Origin of the sequence: Chryseobacterium indologenes (genome assembly GCA_016025055.1) — a bacterium.
GTDB lineage: Bacteria > Bacteroidota > Bacteroidia > Flavobacteriales > Weeksellaceae > Chryseobacterium > Chryseobacterium indologenes.
The window spans coordinates 3314944-3335575 of the sequence record CP065590.1; the positions used below are offsets into that span (position 1 = coordinate 3314944).

Sequence of the window (20632 nt, forward strand, 5' to 3'; positions counted from 1 at the left end):
AATTAAAGGGTTTAAGCTCAAGATTCAAAGTTTAAGATAGCCATCCACAAAAATAGTCATTGTCCACCACGTAACTCGTAACTCGATCCCGTATCTCTAATTCAGTTCAAAAAGGGTAATTTCCGGCAATACGCCCACTCTTCCAGGATATCCCAGTACCCCGAAACCTCGGTTGACATACAGCATCTTTCCCTCACTTTCGTATAAATCAGCCCACTTTGGATAGCGGTATTGAACCGGCGACCATTTTATATTTTTAAGGTCCAGGCCAAACTGCATCCCATGAGTATGTCCCGAAAGTGTCAGGTGAATGTTTCCCGGATGTTTTTTTACAACATAATCAAAATGAGTAGGGTCGTGGCTCATCAAGATCTTGGTTGCAGATTCAGGAATCCCCTTCAAAGCATCATCGATCTTCCCAAATTGAGGAAACGGTTTCAGTCCCCAGTTTTCAACCCCCAGGATGTATAGTTTTTCGCCGTTTTTCTCAATGACACGGTGCTCATTTCTCAGCATATCAAAGCCGGCTTGCTTTTCATAGTCGATAAGGGTGTCCAGATTCTGTTTTTTAGCATCAAGGGAAGTCCAGGTTACATAATCTCCGTAATCATGGTTTCCAAGGACCGCAAACTTGCCGTCTTTCGCTTTAATCTTCGAAAACAGAGAAATAAAAGGTTTGAATTCGTCCGCTACATTATTTACCATATCTCCGGTAAATAAAACAAGATCCGGATTCTGCTCATTGATCAGATCAATAGCATGTTGCAGTTTCCCCGGGTCTGAAAAGCTTCCGCTATGCACATCGGAGATCTGGATGATTTTGTAACCTTTAAAGCTTTTGGGAAGATTCGCCAGCTTTACTTTGATTCTTCTTACTTTATGACGGTATTTCCCGAACGTTATTCCGTCAATAAACAACAAAGAAAGCACTCCGCCCATTCCCAGTCCCGCAAGGCTCAGGAATTTTCTTCTCTCGGGAAAGAAATTGTCTGCAGACTGGGTAAATCCGATAGCATAACTTCCGATTCTGAAAATATCATCTATCAGTAAAAATAAAACGACAAAGATTTTAGGAAGGATAAATACCAGGAACAGTGAAATCATGATCTGTGCTCTTATCATACTGCGGTCCGACCTTTGATAATGGGTTACCTCGTAGGCGAAAATTCCGTAGATAACCAGAGATACTGCCCAGTAGCCGGTTCTCAGCCAGAAATTATCGGTCAGTGTTCTTACGGCCTGATAAATATAAATCTCCAAAAACAGGAAGATTCCGGCAATGATTAAAAGATTCTTTTGCATAATCTGATGTAAAAAAAGCACAAAAGAAGATTTCCTTTGTGCTTTTTTATATTTTTAATTGTTTAAATGCTATTTTTTAGGAAATCTGTAAACAAGAGCATTGATGTTCATTCCGGCACCTACCGAAGTCATCACAATGTTCCCGTTATCTTTAAACGATTGACCAGCCATTTTTCCTTTAATTATTAAATCATACATCGTAGGAATGGTTGCAACAGAGGTGTTCCCTAAGTCCTGAATAGTCATTGGAGAGATCGCATGATCATACTCTTTGATATCATAAAGTCTGTGAAGCCTTTCAATCATGGCATAATCCATCTTCGCATTAGCCTGGTGGATCAGGATTTTGTCAATATCTTCAATGGATAGTCCTGCATCTGTGATCGTTTCCTTGATGGCAACGGGAACGTTTTTAAGAGCGTACTCATAAATTTTTCTTCCCAGCATTCTTACGTAAAGGCGCTTTTGGTCAACTTCTTTATTGATAGACGGAGCATTCTCAAGGTAATTTAATTCAGGGCCATTGTCACAGATTGTATTGTGAGCAATGATTCCAACATTTTCATCGTCAGTGGCTTTTACGACTACAGCTCCCGCACCGTCAGCAAAGATCATTCTGTTTCTGTCATGTGGATCTGTTACACGGCTTAATGTTTCACCTCCAACAACCAGAATTGTTTTTGCTACGTTAGCTTTAATCAGGTTGTCTGCTAAAATCATAGCTTCTACCCATCCCGGACATCCGAAAAGCATATCATACGTTACACATTTTCTGTTTTTAATACCCAGCTTATTCTTTACTCTTGCAGCCATTGTAGGCATGAAATCAGCATATCCGTTCTCAGTAACTTCCCCGAAATTACTTGCGTAAATAATATAATCCAGTTCTTCGCCGTCTACTTTTGCATCCTCAAGGGCAATTTTAGCGGCTTCATATCCGATTTGTGAGTTGGAAAGATCATCCTCAATGAATCTCCTGTTTTCGATTTCTGTAATTTCTACAAACTTCGCAATGGTCTCTTCCACAGGCTTTTCAATCTTTACTCCGTCTTCAGTATAGAACTCGGAATTCATGAAGTAATCTCTACCAATAACTCTGTTCGGAATGTAAGATCCAGAGCCAATAATGATCGTATTCGGCATTCGTTTATATTGTTTTTTTAAAGATGCAAAGTTAATAATTAATATTAATAACGGAGAATTAAAAATATTATTAAATTTGCAAAAATTGTACTTTACAATCTATGAAAAACAACTCGTCCTTGAAAGGCTTACTTATTGCAGCTGTGGCGTTTATCGTTGCCTTTGGGATCTACTTCCTTTTTTTAGCCAAGAAGAATTATTATGTTGTAGATAATCCTACCCCGAATACCTATTATTTTAAGATTAATAATGGTTCCGAAGGAATCATTTCTGCGGGGCAGTATGTGCATGTGGATCTGAAGAAGGGGAAAAACTCTATTCAGGTTTTTGACCAGAATAAAAAAATGCTGTACGATTCGGCATTTGAAGTAAACAAACTTCGTGGTTTGCTGAACATTGCTCACCAGGATTACTACGTGAATGACCAGTACTACGGGTATAATCTTAAAAAAGATTCACTGTTGATGTCCCTTGACAAGACGGTGATTGATGGAAAAGATTATGTCGGAGGAGCAAAGCGTTTCAACAAGCTTTACACAGAAGATTTTTATTACAATGTTGATGAAGATTATGACAAAGTGATCAAAAATATCCAGAAAGTGGAATCGAGATCCAAAATCTTCAGAAAGCAGGATTACCTAAATTATTATAAAGAATATTACAAGTTTTAAGTTTTGACAAAAGATATTACCAAAGTTACTCCCTACGATACAGGGGCTACAAAAAAAAAGCCAGGTGGAGGATATGTTCGACAATATTGCGCCGAAGTATGACCTTCTGAACCATGTTTTATCCATGAAAATTGATGTTTTATGGAGAAATAAACTGGTAAAATGGATGAAAAATGATAACCCGCAGGAAGTGCTGGATGTGGCTACTGGAACGGGAGATCTGGCAATTACGATCGAAAAAGGAACCGGTTCCAAAGTAGTTGGTTTAGATTTATCACAACAAATGCTCAATGTTGGCGTTATTAAAATAAAAAAACTTAAATTAGACGGCAAAATTTCCATGCAAAAAGGAGATGCAGAAAATTTACCTTTCGAGGACAATAGATTCGATGCCGTTTCCGTTGCATTTGGAGTAAGGAATTTTGAAAACCTTACCAAAGGTTTGGCAGAGTTAAGAAGAGTAGTTAAAGATAACAAGAGTGTTTATATACTGGAGTTTTCAAAGGTTGAGGGTTTCATGGGGCCATTGTATATGTTTTATTTCAAAAATATATTGCCTGCCATTGGCAGATTGGTTTCTAAAGATAATAGGGCGTATACATACCTTCCGGATTCTGTAAATGCTTTTCCTTTCGGGGAAAAGATGAAGCAAATTCTTTTAGATACGGGATTTAAGAAAGTAGAATATAAAAAATTAAGTTTAGGTATAGCCACAATTTACAAAGCAACAAAGTAACCTATGAATAAATTTCTATTAAAAGCACTGGTTTTGACCTCAGTAAATGTTGCCGTTTTTGCAAACGCGCAATTTAGAACCCGAAACAGAATGGATAAGTTGGAAGATTTCGACGAACAAAAATTCAGCTGGGGGTTTTATCTGAACGGGAACAGACTAGACTACCGCATTGTACTGCACCCTAGGTACGGTATGAATGAAAATCAGAATCTTGTTACCTCTAAAGAAAGTTACAGTTTCGGTGCCGGTCTTATCGCAAAATGGAGACTGAACGACTATCTTGATGTAAGATTAGAACCTGGTTTACAGTTTGCTCAAAGACAGTTGACTTTTAATACGCAATCAAATGACATCTATGCCGGCGGATCTTTAACCAATCCTCCTTTCATGCCGATCCCTTTACAGGAAAAAGATAAAGTAAGAGAAATCAAATCTACCCTGGTAGATATTCCTGTAATGCTGGAACTTCATGGGCAGAGATGGTACAATTCAAGGCCTTATGTTGCTGCAGGGGTAAACTATATTGTGAACCTGCAGTCTAATGCATCTTCTACCGATGATAATATGCAGGGCATTTTCAGATCCACCACGCACAATTTTGCATGGTCTGCGGAAATGGGAATTCAGTTTTATTTCAATAAATTTAAACTGACTCCGGGAATCAGAGGAACGTTCTTTATGAACAACGAAAAAGTAGCGGATAATGCCACTACACCTCCGTACTGGGCTTCTGCGGTGTCTACATTACAGACAAGAGCTATCATGTTTGTCCTTAAATTTGAATAAGAAATATCCTATTGAAAAATACAAAGGAGGTGCTTTTGCATCTCCTTTTTTGTTGGCACCTCAAAATATAGTGGCTTTTATTTTTGTTAGTGTTATTATTTTTTTATTTTTGCTTCTAGTTAGAATATACAACCTGAAATGCTTCAAGATTTAGAAAACAATTTTTCAGAATTAGAGAGAAAGATTTTGGCTCTTCAAAAGAATTACAGAAATCTTACTGAAAAGTTAGCGGAATTAAGTACTGAGCATGAAGATTTGAAGAAGAAGTATGATGAGGAAAGAAGAAGAAATCAGGTATTAGCAGAAGAACAAAAAAATATAAAACTTTATTCAGCAATATCAGGAAATCCTGAACACAATAGGTTAATGAAAAATCATATCAACAGATTGGTGAAAGAAATTGATTTCTGTATTGCTCAGCTTCAAAACAGTGGACTATAATGGAGGTAAGGAGAATAACCGTAAACATTGCAGGAAGGGTATATCCGCTGAACGTACCGGCAGCAGAGGAAGAGACTTTGCGTAAAGTCGGGAAGCAGATCGAAAATATGATTAAAGATTTTGAACAAAACTTCGATGTAAGAGATAAACAGGATGCTTTGGCGATGTGTGCCCTGAAACTGGGAACCAATGCTGAAGTAGTATCTCTTAATTACGAAAAAAATATTAATTCTACCAACGACAGATTAACCCAAATTAATCAGTCATTGAATGAAATCGGGAAATAGATTTTTTTTCCTGAACAAGACTGCCTACAATAATTCTAACACATTAAAGGTAAACTCAACGCTAAACAATTACCGAACAAATGTCCATTGAATGGCGTGCCGGTCTCCGGATTACAGACAGTGGAAATCAGTTCAAATCGTGTTGATTAGGAGTTTACTCTCAATCTCTGGATTATTGTGGGCTTTTTTTATTTTAAAAAGATATGAATACAATTAAAACTCAATATATATTATGATAGAAGTTATAGTCGGCGTTATTTGTTTAGTTATTGGGGCCGTAATAGGGATATTTTTCTCTAAAAGCTCGCTCAATACGAAAGCAAAGTTTATCATAGACGATGCAAAGAAAAATGCCGAAAACCTTATAGAAAAAGCAAACGTACAGGCTGAATCCATAAAGAAAGAAAAGAACCTTCAGGCCAAAGAAAAATTCCTGGAACTGAAATCTCAGCATGATGCTGATATCCAGTCTCGTGAAAAGAAAATGCAGGAGGTTGAGAAAAGAACGAAGGATAAGGAACATAAGCTTAACGATGAGCTTAGTAAAGTAGGAAAGCTTGAAAAGGATTTAGACAAACAGATTGCAGATTATTCTAAGAAAAACGAAATTCTTGAAAGAAAACAACAGGAATTAGATACCGCAACTGCTAAGAAAGTAGAAATACTGGAAAAAATCTCTAATTACACTGCTGAAGAAGCTAAAGCGGAATTGGTGGAAACCATGAAGGCTGAAGCAAAAACAAGAGCTCAGGCACACGTTCAGGGAATCATGGAAGAGGCTCAGCTGAATGCTAAAAATGAAGCCAGAAAAATTGTTATCCAGACCATTCAGAGAATCGGAACTGAGCAGGCCATCGAAAACTCGGTATCTGTTTTCAATATCGAATCTGATGAAGTAAAAGGTAGAATTATCGGTAGAGAAGGTAGAAACATCCGTGCTTTAGAAGCGGTAACAGGAGTTGAGATCATTGTTGACGATACTCCGGAGGCCATTCTCTTGTCTTGTTTCGATCCTGTAAGAAGAGAGATTGCAAGACTATCTCTTCACAGATTGGTTACAGACGGTAGAATTCACCCGGCAAGAATCGAAGAGGTGGTGGAGAAAACAAGAAAACAAATCGAAGAAGAAATCATTGAAGTAGGAAAGAGAACCATCATTGATTTGGGAATCCACGGATTGCACCCTGAACTGATCAAAATTGTCGGAAGAATGAAGTATCGTTCTTCATACGGACAAAACTTACTGCAGCACTCAAGAGAAGTCGCCAATATCGCTGCAACCATGGCTGCTGAATTAGGATTGAACGTAAAATTGGCAAAAAGAGCAGGTCTTTTACACGATATCGGGAAAGTTCCTGAGCAGGAATCTGAACTACCTCACGCGCTGTTAGGAATGCAATGGGCTGAGAAATATGGTGAAAATGCAGAAGTAGTGAACGCCATCGGAGCTCACCACGATGAGATCGAAATGAAATCATTATTATCACCAATCATCCAGGTTGCTGATGCTATTTCCGGAGCAAGACCGGGAGCAAGACGACAAGTCTTGGAATCTTATATCCAAAGACTGAAAGACCTTGAATCTGCCGCATTAAGCTTTGATGGGGTATCGAGTGCTTACGCAATTCAGGCCGGTAGAGAATTAAGGGTAATGGTAGAGAGCGGAAAAGTAAATGACGAAGTGGCTTCTCAGCTTTCTTATGACATCTCTGAAAAAATCCAGAATGAACTGACCTATCCGGGACAGGTAAAAGTGACCGTGATCAGAGAAACAAGAGCAGTGAATATTGCCAGATAATAATCGGACAAAGATATTTTATAAAAACCTTTCAAGAAATTGAAAGGTTTTTTATTTTTATCAAAACTTAAAAATGCAAGAACTGTCCATGTCTTCAAAGCTGAAGTACATTTTCTCTATTCCCGTTATTATTTCTGCCTTAGGCTATTTCGTCGATATCTATGACCTTTTATTATTCGGGATTGTCAGAATTCCAAGTTTAAAGGCGTTAGGACTAAACCCTGATGCAGACGGAACCTTTATTCTGAATTGTCAAATGGTTGGTCTTCTGATCGGTGGTGTCTTCTGGGGGATTTTTGGAGACAAAAAAGGAAGGTTATCCGTACTTTTCGGATCCATTTTAGTGTATTCATTAGCGAATATTGCCTGTGGTTTTTTACCCTATTTTCCAAAAGAGCATTTAGTCTATCAATACGCCGCTTTAAGGTTTATAGCCGGTATTGGGTTAGCAGGGGAGCTTGGAGCGGGAATTACACTGGTTTCTGAAAGCCTGCCGAAGAGTTTGAGAGCCATCGGGACCTCAGTAGTTGCCGGATTCGGACTGATGGGCGCCGTTGTAGCTCAGCTTACGGTAGAGCTTGCAGGAGGATGGAATATATCTTTTATCATTGGCGGGGTAATGGGAATTCTGTTGCTGTTACTCAGGATAAGTGTTTCAGAGTCGGGGATATATAAGAATATCGTGCATAAAAATGTTTCTAAAGGTAATTTTCTATCCTTTTTCACGAATAAGGATAGACTGATAAGGTATTTAAAATGCATCGCGGTGGGATTGCCAACCTGGTATTGTATCGGAATTCTGGCCGTTTTGGCCAATCAATTTGCTCCTGAATTTGGAATTAAGGATCTTAATCCCGGAAAAGCCATTATGTGGGCTTATGTAGGGATTTCTGTGGGAGATCTGATGAGTGGTTTTATCTCCCATGCTTTAAAATCCCGTAAAATGGCTATATTTTATATGTTGATATTCACTTTGGTGGGCGTCGCCATCATGCTCTTTGGCAATACCGACACAGAAACTAAATATTACTTATTTTGTGTATGGTTGGGCTTTGGAACCGGATATTGGGCTATGTTTGTTACCCTCGCAGCAGAACAGTTCGGAACCAATATCAGAAATACAGCTACAACGACCGTCCCCAATATGGTAAGGGGTCTGGTGCCGGTTATGATTCTGGCATTTGATACGCTGAAAGATAATTTTTCCGTAGTGGAAAGTGCTGCTATCGTAGGCGCCGTAGTTTTTGGCCTCGCCTTTTATTCTGCCCTTACCATCTCAGAAACCCATGACAGAGATCTGGAATTTACAGAATAGTAACTTCCTTCTTGTACTATTACATGTCAGAATTTGAGTTAATTAACTTTTTTTGTGATTTTATAGAGCTATTTTTTAATTACTTTTGAAAGAAGACAAATTAAATTTTAACTAAAATCAAATCATCATGTCACAAAAAATTTTAAAAAACGCTAAAAAGCTAAAAAAGACGATCTTAAAAATATCGTAGGTGGTGTAGCGGGAATCGCAACCCCGGATCTTTCGCAATGCGGCTGTAGTTGTACAGGTGCGGTTACAGGTCCGGCCTATTGTGTGAAATACAAAAACTGTTTACAGGTCATCACCTGCTAATGAAACAATTTATAGTGTTAAACCCTCTCCATTTGTGAGAGGGTTTAATTTTTTTATTGAAATGAGATTATTCGCGATATTCGTCATTTAATTGGTGATCATACCTTTTGAATATGGTGCTATTTTATGTTGTTTAATTAATAAATAATGTGTATTCCTTGTTTTTTATATTTTAATAATTTAAAAATCAGGTTTTTATTAAAATTTTTATGAAAATATGTTGCGAATATTTAATATTTGTTTAACTTTGGGAAGTAACTAAAACTATATTGTTTAATTAAAACTAAATCACATGAATAGTATTAAAAATGCTAAAAAATTAAGAAAAGCAGATCTTAAGAATATCTCCGGAGGAGTAAGCGGAAATCCTGATTTATCTCTTTGCGGATGCAGCTGCTCAGGGTCTGTGACAGGTCCATGGTATTGTGTTCAATATATTGGCTGCCCTCAGGTATATACTTGTGGTGAAATATAAGAAAACATTTACATGAAATAAACATTTCCACATTTAATAAGCGGAACCCTTTTGATGATAAAAGGGTTCCGCTGCTTTTAATGGATGATATAAAGTAAGCTGCCAATACTTATACTGACCCAAAGCAGTACAGCGGTTAACAAAGGTTTACATCCTATTGTTTTCAAGGTTTGGATGGAAAGGGTAGAGCCAATGAAAAATAAAGTAAGATTTAAACCGGATTTAGCCACAGCAGTGATCGAAGTACTGAAAGCGTCAAGAACAGGAAAATAAGTATTCAGCAGAATGGCCACTATAAAATATCCGATAAACCATGGAATTTTTACTTTTGATTCTTTGTTCTTGAAAATAAACATCGTGATCAATGAAACCGGAATAATCCATAAAGCACGGGCTAATTTTACGGTAGTGGCCACTTTCAACGCCTCATCTCCATACTTGCCGGCTGCACCTACTACAGAACTGGTATCATGAATGCCCACAGCACACCAGAGACCAAACTGTTCCTGGGAAAGGTTCAAAAGGTGGCCGATAGCCGGGTAAATAAACAAGGCGATAGAGTTTAGGGTAAAAACAATAGCTAAAGCCAGTGAAATCTGTTTGGTACTTGGCTTAATGATAGGAGAAACTGCTGCGATGGCACTCCCGCCACAAATAGCAGTTCCGGCTGATAACAGATATGATAAAGGCCTTTCAAGCTTAAAAACTTTTCCAAGGATGAATCCCAAAAGCATTACGCTGACAATACTGACAACAGTTAACATCAATCCGGTTTTTCCTGCATGCAGGGCCTCATCAAGTTTTAGTCCGAAACCCAATCCGACAATTGAAATCTGCAACAGCAGATGAATATATTGATGCAAATGTTTTTCAAAAGAATTTCCTATAAAGACAGCCAGACCAAAACCAAGAACCAGGGCTATTGGAGATGATATAAAGGGAGTAAGGCATAAAATAGCCAGTATGATAAAAACGGCTTTTCGTACAACTTCATTTTGAATGAGATCTTTCATATTGCGAACTTTAATGATGGGTCAAAATTCGGCAATATATTATCACAAAGTAAATTGTATTTTGTTATATTGGATAACTATAAGTTATAATTAAAGATAAAAGATAAAAGATAAAAGATAAAAGATAAAAGATAAAAGATAAAAGATAAAAGATAAAAGATAAAAGATAAAAGATAAAAGATATTGCCGTTATACAACTACTATCCATACGGATATCAATATTAATAGAGGTGAGCTTTAGTCTGCCACCCAAATAAATTAAATACATTCACCTGGATTTAGCTAAAACCTGAAAAATATCGGAGTTATTCCGCAAACTTTAAAAATAGAGCTATCAGTTCGGACTGGTCACCCTTGGGAAGGATAAAATGAAAATTTCTTTCGATGCTGAAATTTTTAATATCAACAACGGTCAGGATATTATTTTTTAATTCGGTGAGAATCGTACTGATAGAAAGAAAGGCCATGCAGTCTGAGTAAAGCAGGTAATTTTTGATACTTTCACTGCTTCCAAGCTGTATGACTGTTTTTAATTCATTGATGTTAATTCCTTTTTCTCTTAACCTGTTTTGGATAAACTCCAATGTTCCCGAACCTTGCTCCCGGAAAATCATATCAATATCGTACAGGTCTTTGGTCTGTAAAGTTTTGTGGGCAAGTGGATGACTGGCTTTTGCAGCAAGCACAATTTCATCTGCCTTAAAGGTTTTATAGTCGAAGTAGGCAGATTGTGATTCGCCTTCTATGATTCCCAAATCAATTTTTTCTTCCTTCAGAAGAGCAGAAATAGCTTCGGTATTTCCGGTAAGAAGTTCGATCTTTATATCTTTATAATAAGTATTGAACTTGGCCAGGATTTCGGGAAGGATATATTGTGCAACCGTTGTACTGGCTCCGATAATCAATTTTCCCTTATGTTGTTGATTAACCTGGCTGATCTGAAACTCCAGATCGCGGTAAATATTCCGTATTTTTTCAGCATATTCATGCAATATTTTTCCGCTTTGTGTCAGCTGAATAGAAGTTCCCTTACGGTCAAATAGCTTGGCTCCCAGCTGAGTTTCAATTTCTTTGATGTGCTTTGTAACAGCCGGTTGTGAAATATGAAGCTCTTCTGATGCTTTTGTAAAACTTAGCCTTGATGCTACTGTATGGAAGACTTTTAATCTGTAATCGAACATAACGCAAAAGTACGGATTATAGTTGGAAATAGGGAGACACGATACTCTAGGGATAACCGTCAACCAGCAAAAAAACTATAAGAAATCAGAAATAGACCTGTCCTGCTGACTTTCATATCTGCGGTTCTTGGCTTCTCCAATTTTTTGTTTAGTGTAAATACTGTTGTGCCCCGAAAGAAGATAAGAAACAACACAGGCGATAGCTACATAAACACCGCATTCGGCTCCAAATAATTCTATCCCCATTAGCATACAGGCCAAAGGAGTATTGGTGGCTCCGGCAAATACAGCAACAAAGCCCATTCCCGCCAGCAGACCGAAAGGAAGTGGAATAAATAATGATAATGCGCTGCCTAAAGTAGCTCCGATAAAGAATAAAGGTGTGACTTCCCCTCCTTTAAATCCTGCTGAAAGTGTGATAATGGTAAAAATCATCTTTAAGGCGAAATCATATAATGGAAGCTGCTTTTCGAATGATTCCACAATAATCGGAACCCCTAATCCGATATATCGGGTCGTTCCCATGATCAGGACCGCTAAAGCGATGATCGTTCCTCCAACAATAGGCCGTAGAGGAGGATATGTAATCTTAGACTTGAAAATAGCACCCGCCCAATGAATAATTTTACTGAACGCTGCTGCGCAGATTCCAAATACAATTCCTGCCAGGATACTGTAAACAATAGGTAAAAACTCAGGTTTTGGAATAAGATCGATATGGTAATGTGTATGTGTCACATTCCAGAGATTCGTGATCCAATCTGCGAGAATAGCCGAAGCAAAAGCAGGAAAAATGGCAGTGTATCGTATTCTTCCGATCAGAAAAACTTCAAGTCCGAACACAGCTCCTGCGAGCGGAGTTCCGAACACAGAGCCAAAACCTGCAGCAATGGTGGAAATAATTAATACTTTTCTTTCGTTTCTGTCAAGTTTAAACGGTTTTGTCAGTTGGTCAGCAATAGCACCGGCCATTTGAAGAGCGGTACCTTCACGACCTGCCGAACCTCCAAAAAAATGAGTGGCAATGGTTCCAAGATAGACGAAAGGCGCCATTTTCAATGGAATAATACGCTGGGGATCATGAATGGTATCGATCAGTAGGTTATTCCCCGCCTCTACGTCTTTTCCCCAATAATAATATAAAAGTCCGATGAGAAAACCGGCGACAGGAAGCAAGGCAACCAGCCAGATATGATTTTCTCTGAACCGGGTAGCCCATTCCAGAGATTGCAAAAATCCTGCAGAAGCTGTTCCTACCAATACCCCGATAATAGTACTGATCAGCAGCCATTTAAAAATATAGGGCAGTGCCGGAAATTTCCTGAAGAAAAAATAAGTGTGAAAAACTGCTTTTTTACCAAGTGTCCGTTGATGTTTTGACATAATAATCCTGATTAGTTATTGTTAATAATCTCTCAATCAGGCGTCATCAGCTTCTGTAAAGCGGTTGGGTAAGGAAGAACACCATTTCCTTTTGGTACTGCAAATATATGAATTAAGATAAAAAGATAAAAGATAAAAGATAAAAGATAAAAGATCTTGCCGTTACACCACTATTATCCATACGGATATCAATATCAATAGAGGTGGGCTTTAGCCCACCCAAATTGGTAAAAACATTCCCCGGGCTTTAGCCCAAGCTTAGAAATGAAGCAAGTTTTTAATATATCGGGTAATGTATAGCCTTATCGATTTCAAGGGGATTGTTATATTTTCTGATCACCTCCTGCATACTTTTCGTTTGTGTATTCAGCTCATCAACATTATGTATTTCTTTTCCGTTGATATTGATTTTTAAATCATTATCTGTTTTGCTGAAGTTATTTCTTTCGTAGGCGAAAGGGTCATTATAGAATTCCATCATCAGCTTATGCTTTTGTTTTTCGTTAATAGGAATGGCTTTATTTCCGAAGTTAGATTCCACGAAAGATTCTGTGGAATAGCTCTGGGGAAGTTTCTGGCTTTTAATGAGATTGTAGATGAAATTTTTCTTTGTATCTGATAATTCAAAAATTAAACCGGGAAGTCCGCGAAATTTAAACGGGCCTTCATTAAAAGGAATATCTCTACAGAACCAGGCCGTCCAGCTTCTTCCTCCGAAATTTGCTGTTGCTTTTTGCAGGTTATAATGTTCTGCTTTCTTAGTTTCATCAGAAATATTCCAACTGATCTTATCGGTTGTTTTAAAAGTATAGTATCCCCGTTTTATATTGATGTAATTTTCGTGATCAAAAGAATTGATTTTTCTTTTGACGATCTGACCAGACATATCAGTATACTCGGAATTCATCCCGAATTTTTTGTTCAAAGAATCGGTAATCGCCAGGTTCTGACAATAAAATTTCACTTCTTTAGGGCCGATGTCTAATACCATATTCAATTTTTCAGGCATCATATCTGTAGAGTCCATTTTGTATTGCAACTCGTAGATAAATCTATTAGTCTGTGCGTGGATGAAAGCGATCATCAGCAAAGCAAAGATTGAGAAACTATTTTTCATCTTATGAATGTGAATGGTGTAAGTTTTCGAAGTTGAGATGTTATAAAAAAGGCTTCATTTCATCCTCAATCTGTGTTCTCAGCTCCATCAGGCGTTTGGCATACATTTCCTGCTGTTTTTCTTCTTCTGTGGTTGGAACCCATTTCGGAACAGGAAGTTTTTTGCCGTTTTCATCTACGGCAACAAATACAATAATGCAGTGTGTCTTTTTATCAAATGTAGGCTGCTTAAGGTTTCTTGAAAACACATTGATGGCAATATGCATACTTGATGTTCCGGTATAAATAACCTGAGCATCTACTTTTACTACTTCTCCGATTTTAATCGGTTCATAAAAGCGGATTCCTCCTACATACACCGTTACTGAATAATTTCCGCTCCATGTCGTAGCACAGGCATATCCTGCCTGATCAATCCATTTCATTACACTTCCTCCATGTACATTTCCTCCGTAGTTAACGTCTGAAGGCTCTGAAATAAACTGAAAAGTAATTGGTTTGTTCTCCATCTTTATAAAATTTGAATAAAGTTATTTAATAATTTTTAAAGTTTTAGATTAAATCCTACTTTTGAAAGACGAAACGTATTAACGAGAATTTTTAACACAATAAAAGACTTAGAAATTGTAATGAAGAAAGTATTCTATCTCAACACATGTGATACCTGCAGAAAAATTTTAGCACAATTTGACCTTACAGACTGGGAACTTCGTGAAATCAAAAAAGAGCCGGTCACAAAAGAAGAGCTTGCAGAAATGTATAAGAAAACAAAATCATATGAAGCTTTATTCAGTAAAAAATCAACTCAGATCAAGGTAAGAGGGTTAGATGTAAAAGCTTTAACTGAAAAGGATTTTAAAGAACTATTATCAGACCATTATACTTTTTTGAAAAGACCGGTTTTTCTAACTGACAAAGAAATATTTGTCGGCAATGACAAGAAGAATGTAGAGGCATTGCAGGAGTTTTTTAATGGTAAGTAAATCTTCCATCTTAGGATTTCATTTTTTAAAAAGCTGAAAAATTGATTAGTAGAGCAATTATTATCATCTCTTTGTTTTTGAACATTTATGGCAATGCTCAGAATAAAGCCGTAATGAAATCTCCAAAACGGGTTGAGAATAATAAAGCCCTGGATACATTGGGCTACCTCAAAACTTTTGAAGCGAATAAAGCAGAATATATAGGCAAAAACTTTTCTTATTTGTTATCAAAAATGAAAAAGCTGCAGCCGCAAACAATTTGGAGCGTTCCGAATTCAATGGATAGTACTGTGGTTACAAAATCTTTGTTTAGATTTTCTGATATCAATTATCCTGTCATGAATGAGACAAAAATGCTGATTACATGGGAAACGGAATTGCCTTTTAAAACTGTTAACTTTAATAATCAAAGGAACAAGTTTTATTTCTCGCAACCTGAAAGGCAGTTTTACGGATCTAAAATTGTAAGAAATATTTTAGTATATAGATAAGCAAACCAGAACAGACAAGCGCTACAGAATATCTGTAGCGTTTTTTATTGCTTTTTTTGTAAGTTGTTGATTTGCAGTTTGTGTATTGGTGTCTTGAGTTTGAATTCCTATATTTGTAACTACCAAAAACAAAACTATGAAAACACAGTTTCTAAAAACAAGAATTCTGAGAAGATCAGAATTAAAACAAATTAACGGAGGAATTGGTCCCCTGAATTCGTGCAACGTCCTATGTCCCGGTGGTGGGGTTGTTTCAACAAGACCGGGAATAGGAGATGTTTGCAATTCAGACAGATCCGTCTGTTGTATCTGCTATTAATTATCAGGATATAGGGTAGAATAGTATTGCCTTTTGTAGACCCTGAGGTCCTTATCATAAAAAAGGATGTTCTTCGATAAGAACATCCTTTTTCTATATAGAAAATAAACCATTACACAAAAGGAGCTTTCACTACTTTTGCAGGAATGTTTTTGTTTCTTACCTGGATAAAGATTTCAGAACCTAATTTGAAATGGGGCTTGTCCACATAAGCAAGACCTAATCCTATTTTTTTCATCGGAGACTGTGTTCCCGAAGTTACTTTCCCGATCACATTACCTTCAGCATCTACAACAGGGTAGTCATGTCTTGGTACTCCTTTGTCCTGTAATTCGAATCCAACCAATTTTCTGGTCACTCCTTCTTCTTTTTGTTTTGCAAAAATATCTTTAGAAACAAAATCTTTATCAAATTTAGTGATCCATCCCAGACCTGCTTCAATGGGAGACGTTGTATCATCAATATCATTACCGTAAAGGCAGAACCCTTTTTCTAACCTTAAAGTATCTCTAGCTGCCAGTCCGCAAGGAATAATCCCTTCTTCCTCACCTGCTTTCAGAATTTCATCCCACAGTTTTTCAGCGCTTTCATTGTTAAAATAGATCTCAAAACCTCCGCTTCCGGTGTAACCTGTATTGGAGATGATCACGTCATTCACTCCGGCAACGCTTCCCACTGTAAAATGGTAGTAAGGAATTTCCGAAAGATTCACATCGGTAAGTTTCTGAAGAATTTCCGTAGCCTTAGGGCCCTGGATTGCCAATAAAGACATATCGTCAGAAGCATTGGTCATTTTCGCCCCGAAAGTGTTATATTTTGAAATATGATTCCAGTCTTTTTCAATATTGGAAGCATTCACAACCACGAAATACTTATCATCATCCATTTTGTAAACGATAAGGTCGTCCACAATTCCTCCGTTTTCGTTCGGAAGACAAGAATACTGAGCTTTTCCATTTTCAAGAGCATCAACATTATTGGTAGTCACCAATTGTAAAAGGTCTTTTGAACCCGGTCCTTCGATGAAAAATTGTCCCATGTGTGATACATCAAACAATCCTGCTTTCTCTCTTACTGCAAAATGTTCTTCCGTAACTCCTGAATATTGTACAGGCATTTCAAAACCTGCGAAAGGTACGATCTTAGCTCCCAGAGAAGCATGTTTGTCGTACAAGGCTGTTTTCTTCATATTTACTTTTTATTTCTTTATTTTAAAACTGTTAAAAGTCTCGTTAAACAGAGTCATATAGTTTCCGTTCCAGAATTTCTGACCGCAATTGATGCTCACCAGATACAGGTCTTTTTCCCTTTGGAAAGCCCTGGTAATCCAGAATAGTTTTTCTTTTTCATCAAAATACTCGTAAAAATATTCTGTATATCCTTTCTTGCTTCTGTTTTCTTTTACCTTATTTTCGGGCTCTTCTGATTTATAGAGAGCGAGAATGAATTTCTTCATTTCTTCCTTAGGAAGTGCCAGATCATGGTATTCCGAAATGGTAATGGCCCCGATTTCATTAGTCGGAAAAATATTGACAATATCACTGTCATTGGTAGATCTCCAGCCTTGCGGAATATTGATGGAGTAATTCGGGCTATCATATACCTGTGCCTTTTGAGCAAAAAACAGACATCCCGTCAGAAAAGCGGTTACAAGGAATATTTTTTTCATCGTTAAAAATGGTGTTTGTATTCTTCAAGGATAATTTTGAACCATTCCGTGAAATTTTCCGGAGTTTCGGCTATTTCTTTATCCAAATCGGTAAGAGAAATAAATCGTACTTCTTCTACCTCTTCTTTATTTAAATTAAAATCAGATTCATGATTCCCCACAAATACATGGTCAAGCTCATGTTCCCAAAGACCTCCTCCAACATCTGCTTTGTAAATGAAATTGAATTTTTCCGTAAGCTCGGCTTCAATTCCCAGTTCCTCTTTCAGCCTGCGGGTAGCGCCTTCAAGATAAGTTTCTTCCTCTCTCGGATGTGAACATACAGCATTGGTCCATTGATTGGGAGAATGGTATTTTCCTGAAGCTCTTTTCTGAAGAAGCATTTCACCTTTACTGTTGAAGAGAAACACGGAGAAAGCACGGTGCAACAAGCCATTGATATGTGCCTGTTGTTTTTCCATCAGACCCAAGACTTCATCTTCAGGGTTTACTAAAACTACAAATTCTTCCATTCCTACAAATGTAAGTGTAATAAATGTATTTTGGAAATTTTTAGATAAACATCATGTTTTTGCTGGGTGAAAGGCAAAAATAAAGCGGCATTCTGAATATTTGTTGAACTCTATACCAATAAATGATTGAACTTCCGTGAAGATCCGCTACTGACCATTTTATTCATCAATTAAACCCCGAAAACGAAAATTTTTAATCAAAACCAATAAAAAAACGAATAAAATGTTTATATTATTCTTTAAATACAAGTTTTTATAGTATAATTTTAATATAAACTAAGATTAATCTGTCTGATATATTCAAAAGCCTTAACTTTGTTACTTAATGTTAACGGATGGAATTAGAATACATAGAGCATTTAAGTCCTATTCTTAAGGACGGAGTTAAAAATTACTTAATAGACATAGACGGAACCATTACAGATGACGTTCCCAATGAAGAACCGGAAAGAATGGTTACCTGTGAACCTTATCCCGATGCATTGGCTACCGTTAATAAGTGGTATGATGAAGGACACCAGATCTGTTTCTTCACATCTAGAACCGAAAATCTAAAACAAATTACAATTGACTGGCTGGATAAACATGGGTTCAAATACCATAGCGTACTCTGCGGGAAGCCAAGAGGGGGAAATTATCACTGGATAGATAATCACCTTGTAAGAGCTACACGATATAAAGGTAGATTTACAGATTTGGTAGAAAAACAAGTGACTATTGAAGTTTTCAAAGAAGACGGAGAATAAAATATAACTGAGAGATTTAAAGATTAAATGTGGTGTATACTTTAATTTTTAAATCTTTTTACTTTTTAATATACGAGTATTTATGAAGATTTTAGCAAACGACGGCCTGGATCAATCCGGAATTGATGCATTACAAGAAAAAGGCTTTGAAGTTATTACAACAAAAGTTCCACAGGAGTTTTTAGTGGATTATATCAACGAGCACAAAATCCGTACTTTATTGGTAAGGAGTGCAACGAAAGTAAGGAAAGATATTATTGATGGATGTCCCTCTATTGAAATTATCGGAAGAGGCGGTGTCGGAATGGATAATATCGATGTAGATTATGCAAGAAAAAAAGGAATTCACGTGATCAATACACCATCTGCGTCATCAGAATCGGTTGCCGAGCTTGTTTTTGCCCACTTATTTTCAGGAGCAAGGTTTCTTCAGGACTCTAACAGAAAAATGCCTTTGGTAGGGGATACTGAATTCGCAGGACTTAAAAAAGCATATGCCGCCGGTATTGAACTAAGAGGAAAGACGATTGGTATCGTAGGTATGGGGAGAATCGGGCAGGAGGTAGCCAGAATTGCTCTGGGACTCGGGATGAGAGTGATTGCTGCTGACAATAATGTTGGTAGGGCCAGTATTAAAGTAAAGTTCTACAATAATCAGTTTATCAACGTAGATATAGAAACTGAACCTTTACAGGATGTTTTGAAGCATTCAGATTTTATCACCTTGCACGTTCCGGCTCAGAAAGACGGATACATGATCGGTAAAAATGAATTTGACATCATGAAAGATGGTGTGGCGATCGTTAACTGTTCAAGAGGAGGGGTAATTGATGAAGCAGCTTTGATCGAAGCATTGGATTCAGGCAAAGTAAAATTTGCAGGACTTGATGTTTTCATCAACGAACCTACACCTTCGAAAGAAATTTTAAACCACTCTAAAATCTCTCTGACGCCTCATACAGGTGCATCCACACTTGAAGCCCAGGATCGGATCGGTCTTTCTCTGGCAGAGCAGATTTCAAGTATTTTACAGATTCATAATTAAGATATGATAAAGCTGTCCCATTATTGAGACAGCTTTTTTTACACATTGCAGAAGATAGACATACCATTAATCTGTAATGACAGGCGAATTTATAGGGGTGTTGTTTTTTGCAATAATGAATGTAAAAATCGCATAAAAAGCATTTCCGTTTGATCCGTTATGGGTCCAGTCCTGAAATTTGTATTCGTAGCTGAAATTAGCAGGGACTAAGCGGTAATTTAATATATTTTATCTTTTTGATAGTATCGTGAATTTAATGTTCTTATTTCAAATATATCAATATGATGAGATTTAAATTGTCTTTTTTGTAATAAATAACTTATTTTCGTTGCAGTATTTACAAGTTGAGGAAGTGTAAAAGGTATTTGATTATTTTATTTCAAAGCATAAAAAAACCGGAGAAGTAAAAACTTTTCCGGTAATACTATATAAATGCCGGTAACAGGCATTGGTGTTGTATTATATATTGTTTTTGCTTTTCAGAATATCTCTGATTTCTGCCAACAACTTTTGATCGTCAGTAGGTCCGGCAGGAGCAGGAGCTTCTTTCTTGATGATTTTGTTTGCTCCTTTGATGATCCAGAAAAGAACCATAGCAATACACAGAAAGCTGATCACTGCAGAAAGGAAATTTCCGTAGGCTACACCGTTCCATGTAAGTTTAGAAATATTTTCTGCGCCTGCAGCTTTTAACGCCGGGTTCAAAAGCAGAGGAGTCACAACATCTTCTACCAGAGAGGTAACAATCTTACCGAAGGCTGCTCCGATGATCACACCGACAGCCAGATCAAGCACATTGCCTTTAAAGGCAAACTCTTTAAATTCCTTAACAAATCCCATAATTTATATTTTTTTAATTGTATTTACACAAAAATATAATTAAAAAATGTAAAAAACATTACTTTTTA

Annotated in this window: 24 protein-coding genes; 13 read left to right on the forward strand and 11 right to left on the reverse strand. The window is 37.1% G+C overall.

Annotated elements, in window-relative coordinates; genetic code table 11:
• Window positions 1-96: 96 nt before the first annotated feature.
• Window positions 97-1302, reverse strand: coding sequence for a metallophosphoesterase (locus H3Z85_15245; protein ID QPQ50755.1), 1206 nt, complete (start codon window positions 1300-1302; stop codon window positions 97-99).
• Window positions 1303-1371: 69 nt separating this feature from the next.
• Window positions 1372-2445: a ketoacyl-ACP synthase III gene (locus tag H3Z85_15250; GenBank protein ID QPQ50756.1), complete on the reverse strand. Its 1074-nt coding sequence runs from the start codon at window positions 2443-2445 to the stop codon at window positions 1372-1374.
• Between the two features lie 101 nt (window positions 2446-2546).
• Here H3Z85_15250 and H3Z85_15255 point away from each other — a divergent pair, with 101 nt between their 5' ends.
• The 8 genes from H3Z85_15255 (at window position 2547) to H3Z85_15290 (ending at window position 9266) form a co-directional block, all read left to right on the forward strand.
• Window positions 2547-3116 (forward strand): hypothetical protein, encoded by a 570-nt coding sequence (locus H3Z85_15255; GenBank protein QPQ50757.1) that lies wholly within the window; start codon window positions 2547-2549, stop codon window positions 3114-3116.
• A 73-nt stretch (window positions 3117-3189) separates the two neighbouring features.
• Complete coding sequence (ubiE, locus tag H3Z85_15260; protein ID QPQ50758.1) at window positions 3190-3852, forward strand: bifunctional demethylmenaquinone methyltransferase/2-methoxy-6-polyprenyl-1,4-benzoquinol methylase UbiE; 663 nt, start codon at window positions 3190-3192, stop codon at window positions 3850-3852.
• A gap of 3 nt (window positions 3853-3855) precedes the next feature.
• Window positions 3856-4638, forward strand: a complete 783-nt coding sequence (locus H3Z85_15265; GenBank protein ID QPQ50759.1) for a PorT family protein — start codon at window positions 3856-3858, stop codon at window positions 4636-4638.
• Between the two features lie 138 nt (window positions 4639-4776).
• Entirely contained in the window at window positions 4777-5079 is a 303-nt protein-coding gene (locus H3Z85_15270) for a hypothetical protein (protein ID QPQ50760.1), read from the forward strand.
• On the forward strand, window positions 5079-5366 hold the full coding sequence (locus tag H3Z85_15275; GenBank protein ID QPQ50761.1) for a cell division protein ZapA: 288 nt from the start codon (window positions 5079-5081) through the stop codon (window positions 5364-5366). Before H3Z85_15270 ends, H3Z85_15275 begins: the two co-directional genes overlap by 1 nt.
• Window positions 5367-5598: 232 nt before the next feature.
• Entirely contained in the window at window positions 5599-7164 is a 1566-nt protein-coding gene (gene rny, locus H3Z85_15280; GenBank protein QPQ50762.1) for a ribonuclease Y, read from the forward strand.
• Between the two features lie 73 nt (window positions 7165-7237).
• Entirely contained in the window at window positions 7238-8479 is a 1242-nt protein-coding gene (locus H3Z85_15285; GenBank protein ID QPQ50763.1) for an MFS transporter, read from the forward strand.
• 604 nt (window positions 8480-9083) lie between these two features.
• Window positions 9084-9266 (forward strand): hypothetical protein, encoded by a 183-nt coding sequence (locus tag H3Z85_15290; protein ID QPQ50764.1) that lies wholly within the window; start codon window positions 9084-9086, stop codon window positions 9264-9266.
• Between the two features lie 77 nt (window positions 9267-9343).
• Here H3Z85_15290 and H3Z85_15295 read toward each other — a convergent pair whose 3' ends face one another.
• The 5 genes from H3Z85_15295 to H3Z85_15315 form a co-directional block, all read right to left on the reverse strand.
• Entirely contained in the window at window positions 9344-10279 is a 936-nt protein-coding gene (locus H3Z85_15295; protein ID QPQ50765.1) for a putative sulfate exporter family transporter, read from the reverse strand.
• A gap of 305 nt (window positions 10280-10584) precedes the next feature.
• Window positions 10585-11460 (reverse strand): LysR family transcriptional regulator, encoded by an 876-nt coding sequence (locus tag H3Z85_15300; protein ID QPQ50766.1) that lies wholly within the window; start codon window positions 11458-11460, stop codon window positions 10585-10587.
• A 75-nt stretch (window positions 11461-11535) separates the two neighbouring features.
• On the reverse strand, window positions 11536-12843 hold the full coding sequence (locus H3Z85_15305; protein QPQ50767.1) for a voltage-gated chloride channel family protein: 1308 nt from the start codon (window positions 12841-12843) through the stop codon (window positions 11536-11538).
• A gap of 277 nt (window positions 12844-13120) precedes the next feature.
• Entirely contained in the window at window positions 13121-13960 is an 840-nt protein-coding gene (locus H3Z85_15310) for a GLPGLI family protein (GenBank protein ID QPQ50768.1), read from the reverse strand.
• Between the two features lie 40 nt (window positions 13961-14000).
• A complete protein-coding gene (locus H3Z85_15315; protein ID QPQ50769.1) occupies window positions 14001-14468 on the reverse strand; it encodes an acyl-CoA thioesterase in 468 nt (155 codons plus the stop codon).
• Between the two features lie 120 nt (window positions 14469-14588).
• On the opposite strand from H3Z85_15315, the gene H3Z85_15320 reads away from it, so the two are divergent.
• From H3Z85_15320 to H3Z85_15330, 3 genes are all read left to right on the forward strand, one after another.
• Entirely contained in the window at window positions 14589-14942 is a 354-nt protein-coding gene (locus H3Z85_15320; GenBank protein ID QPQ50770.1) for an arsenate reductase family protein, read from the forward strand.
• Window positions 14943-14983: 41 nt separating this feature from the next.
• Complete coding sequence (locus H3Z85_15325) at window positions 14984-15433, forward strand: hypothetical protein (GenBank protein ID QPQ50771.1); 450 nt, start codon at window positions 14984-14986, stop codon at window positions 15431-15433.
• A gap of 136 nt (window positions 15434-15569) precedes the next feature.
• Window positions 15570-15752, forward strand: coding sequence for a hypothetical protein (locus H3Z85_15330; GenBank protein QPQ50772.1), 183 nt, complete (start codon window positions 15570-15572; stop codon window positions 15750-15752).
• A 112-nt stretch (window positions 15753-15864) separates the two neighbouring features.
• Here H3Z85_15330 and gcvT read toward each other — a convergent pair whose 3' ends face one another.
• The 3 genes from gcvT to idi are packed head-to-tail and all read right to left on the reverse strand — an operon-like array spanning window position 15865 to window position 17933.
• Window positions 15865-16941 carry a glycine cleavage system aminomethyltransferase GcvT gene (gene gcvT, locus H3Z85_15335; protein QPQ50773.1) on the reverse strand — a complete coding sequence of 359 codons (1077 nt, stop codon included), beginning with the start codon at window positions 16939-16941 and terminating at the stop codon, window positions 15865-15867.
• 9 nt (window positions 16942-16950) lie between these two features.
• Window positions 16951-17421, reverse strand: a complete 471-nt coding sequence (locus H3Z85_15340; GenBank protein QPQ50774.1) for a hypothetical protein — start codon at window positions 17419-17421, stop codon at window positions 16951-16953.
• A gap of 2 nt (window positions 17422-17423) precedes the next feature.
• Entirely contained in the window at window positions 17424-17933 is a 510-nt protein-coding gene (gene idi / locus H3Z85_15345) for an isopentenyl-diphosphate Delta-isomerase (protein QPQ50775.1), read from the reverse strand.
• A 335-nt stretch (window positions 17934-18268) separates the two neighbouring features.
• Here idi and H3Z85_15350 point away from each other — a divergent pair, with 335 nt between their 5' ends.
• A complete protein-coding gene (locus H3Z85_15350) occupies window positions 18269-18679 on the forward strand; it encodes a phosphoheptose isomerase (GenBank protein ID QPQ50776.1) in 411 nt (136 codons plus the stop codon).
• An 82-nt stretch (window positions 18680-18761) separates the two neighbouring features.
• Window positions 18762-19724 carry a D-2-hydroxyacid dehydrogenase gene (locus H3Z85_15355; GenBank protein ID QPQ50777.1) on the forward strand — a complete coding sequence of 321 codons (963 nt, stop codon included), beginning with the start codon at window positions 18762-18764 and terminating at the stop codon, window positions 19722-19724.
• A 459-nt stretch (window positions 19725-20183) separates the two neighbouring features.
• Here H3Z85_15355 and mscL read toward each other — a convergent pair whose 3' ends face one another.
• Window positions 20184-20564 (reverse strand): large conductance mechanosensitive channel protein MscL, encoded by a 381-nt coding sequence (gene mscL / locus H3Z85_15360; GenBank protein QPQ50778.1) that lies wholly within the window; start codon window positions 20562-20564, stop codon window positions 20184-20186.
• Window positions 20565-20632 lie beyond the last annotated feature (68 nt).